The sequence below is a fragment of the Rhodosalinus sp. genome, from assembly GCF_041685465.1.
Taxonomy (GTDB): domain Bacteria; phylum Pseudomonadota; class Alphaproteobacteria; order Rhodobacterales; family Rhodobacteraceae; genus Rhodosalinus.
In genome coordinates this window covers 1-2,719 of record NZ_JAWLFS010000317.1, presented here as the reverse complement: position 1 = coordinate 2,719, position 2,719 = coordinate 1, and the positions used below count along the sequence as shown (strand labels likewise).

The 2,719-nt window shown below is 67.8% G+C and carries 3 protein-coding genes and 1 pseudogene; all 4 read right to left on the bottom strand.

The window, feature by feature from the left end:
- The coding region (locus tag ACESL7_RS15055; RefSeq protein ID WP_372894110.1) for an urease accessory protein UreE at positions 1-416 on the bottom strand (416 nt) is incomplete at its 3' end.
- Between the two features lie 9 nt (positions 417-425).
- The gene (ureC, locus tag ACESL7_RS15050) at positions 426-2,135 is read right to left on the bottom strand and encodes an urease subunit alpha (RefSeq protein ID WP_372894109.1); all 1,710 of its coding nucleotides are present in this window, start codon (positions 2,133-2,135) and stop codon (positions 426-428) included.
- Between the two features lie 15 nt (positions 2,136-2,150).
- The gene (locus ACESL7_RS15045) at positions 2,151-2,381 is read right to left on the bottom strand and encodes a hypothetical protein (RefSeq protein WP_372894108.1); all 231 of its coding nucleotides are present in this window, start codon (positions 2,379-2,381) and stop codon (positions 2,151-2,153) included.
- A 209-nt stretch (positions 2,382-2,590) separates the two neighbouring features.
- Positions 2,591-2,719 (bottom strand): annotated as a pseudogene (locus ACESL7_RS15040) (carboxymuconolactone decarboxylase family protein); the annotation flags it as partial.

The window sequence follows — 2,719 nt, the reverse complement described above, 5'->3', positions numbered from 1 at the left end:
TAGGCGCCGCCCTCGGGGGTAAAGGGGGCCTCCACCTCGGCGATCTCGGCGCCGAGGCGTTCCAGCATCTCGCGCAGCACATGGTCCTGACGGATCAGCAGCCGCCCCTCCTCGATCTGGCAGGGGGTGTGGCGGTTGCCGATGTGCCAGGCGAGGCGCGGCAGGTCGCCGCGCAGCTCCATCAGCGGCTCGGGCGCGGCGATGACCTCCACCAGCCGGCCGTCGGGGAGCTCCAGCGCGTCGCCGTGCTCGAGCGAGGTGGTCTGCGGCAGATCGACGAGGAGCGGCATCCCGCCCCCGGTCTCCAGCCGCTTGCGGCGCAGGAAGCGCGCCTCGTAATCCAGCCGCACCCAGTCGGCGGGGCCCTGCCAGTGGCCCTTGCGGTGCAGCGTCTGCGCGACGGGAAGCTCGGTCATGTCTTGGCCTCAGAACAGGAAATAGCGTTGCGCCATCGGCAGCACCTCGGCCGGCGCGCAGGTGAGCAGCTCGCCGTCGGCGCGCACCTCGTAGGTCTCGGGGTGCACCTCCATCGCGGGAAGCGCGTCGTTGAGGATCAGGTCGCGCTTGGTGACGCCGCGGATGCCGCGCACCGCCGCCGTGTCCTTGGCGAGGCCCAGCGCATCGCGGATGCCCGCGGCCTGCGCGGCCTGGCTCACGAAACTCACCGCGCTGCGTTCGACCGAGCGGCCGTAGGCGCCCCACATCGGCCGCGTATGGACCGGCTGCGGCGTGGGGATCGAGGCGTTGGGGTCGCCCATCTGCGCGCAGGCGATGGTGCCGCCGAGGAGCACGAGGTCCGGCTTCACCCCGAAGAAGGCGGGCGACCATAGCACCAGATCGGCGCGCTTGCCCTCCTCGATCGAGCCGATCTCGTGGGCGATGCCGTGCGCGATCGCCGGGTTGATGGTGTATTTCGCGACGTAGCGACGGACACGGTAGTTGTCGTTCGCGCCCGTCTCTTCCGGCAGGCGCCCGCGCTGCTTCTTCATCTTGTCGGCGGTCTGCCACGTGCGCAGGATCACCTCGCCCACGCGGCCCATCGCCTGGCTGTCGCTGGCGATGATGCTGAAGGCGCCCATGTCGTGCAGGATGTCCTCTGCCGCGATGGTCTCGCGCCGGATGCGGCTTTCGGCAAAGGCCACGTCCTCGGGGATCGACTTGTCGAGGTGGTGGCAGACCATGAGCATGTCGAGATGCTCTTCGATGGTGTTCACCGTGAAGGGCCGCGTCGGGTTGGTGGACGAGGGCAGGACGTGCTCTTCCCCGCAGATCTTTATGATGTCCGGGGCGTGCCCGCCGCCTGCTCCTTCCGTGTGGAAGGCGTGGATCGTGCGGCCCTTCATCGCCGCGACGGTGTTCTCGACGAAGCCGCTCTCGTTCAGCGTGTCGGTGTGGATCATCACCTGAACGTCGTGGTCGTCCGCGACCGAGAGGCAGCAGTCGATCGCCGCGGGCGTCGTCCCCCAGTCCTCGTGCAGCTTGAGGGCAGAGGCGCCGGCCTCCACCTGTTCCACCAGCGCGGCGGGCAGCGAGGCGTTGCCCTTGCCCGCGAAGGCGAGGTTCATCGGGAAGGCGTCGGCGGCCTGCAGCATCCGCCCGATGTGCCACGGCCCCGGCGTGCAGGTGGTCGCCATGGTGCCGGTGGCCGGGCCGGTGCCGCCGCCGAGCATCGTGGTGATGCCGGAGTGCAGCGCGTCCTCCACCTGTTGCGGGCAGATGAAGTGGATGTGGCTGTCGAAGCCGCCGGCGGTCAGGATCTTGCCCTCGCCCGCGATGGCCTCTGTCCCCGGACCGACGACGATGTCGACGCCGGGCTGCACGTCCGGGTTGCCGGCCTTGCCGATCTTCGCGATGCGCCCGTCGCGCAGGCCGACGTCGGCCTTGTAGATGCCGGTGGCGTCCACGATCAGCGCGTTGGTGATGACGGTGTCCACCGCCCCCTCGGCGCGGGTGGCCTGGGACTGGCCCATGCCGTCGCGGATCACCTTGCCGCCGCCGAACTTCACCTCCTCGCCGTAGGTGGTCAGGTCGCGCTCGACCTCGACGAAAAGCTCGGTGTCGGCAAGGCGCACGCGGTCGCCGGTGGTGGGGCCGAACATCGCGGCGTAGTCGGATCGCGGAATGCGTGCGGGCATAGCGAGTCACCTCCGTTAAAGATTAAATTCTTGCTTCAGGAGACTGATCAGCTGCTCGGCAGCTTGCCGATTCAAGCGAATGGACTGGCTTCGTTTTCCAACCATCTGGCGCTCCGCGCTTCCGTACGTGTCGATCTGAAAAAACCGTTCTCCGTCGATTTCGATTGACGAGTAGCTAGCCTCGACCGGTTTCTGTGCGCTCGCATGCGCCAACTCTTTTGGCTCAAATCCGGTAACCAACGCCATTCAGAAGACTCCTATCTTTTGGCAAGTAACACGAACGTCCTGCGCCCGGGCGGCCAGCCCGGGCAGCGCCCGACCCTCCCCCCGGGAGGGCGCTTTTCGACGGTTGCGAAAAGATCGCACGTCGGAGGTGGACGTGACCATAAAGCGCGAGGACCCTGCGTTTCGACGCGCCCACCCAGGGTCGGGCGCTGCCCTCCGAGAAACTGCCATCATGCTTTGAACGCCTCGTCAGGTTCCACGCCGAGCGCCGCCACCAGCCCATTGGTCTGCATCGCCATGCCGATCACCGCCAGAAGCTCGGCGTGCATCTCCTCGGTCATGCCCTTCGACTTGGCGGC

Coding starts and splice junctions, on each gene's coding strand:
- ureC (WP_372894109.1), bottom strand. CDS start 2,135: ATGCCCGCACGCATTCCGCGATCCGACTACGCCGCGATGTTCGGCCCC.
- ACESL7_RS15045 (WP_372894108.1), bottom strand. CDS start 2,381: ATGGCGTTGGTTACCGGATTTGAGCCAAAAGAGTTGGCGCATGCGAGC.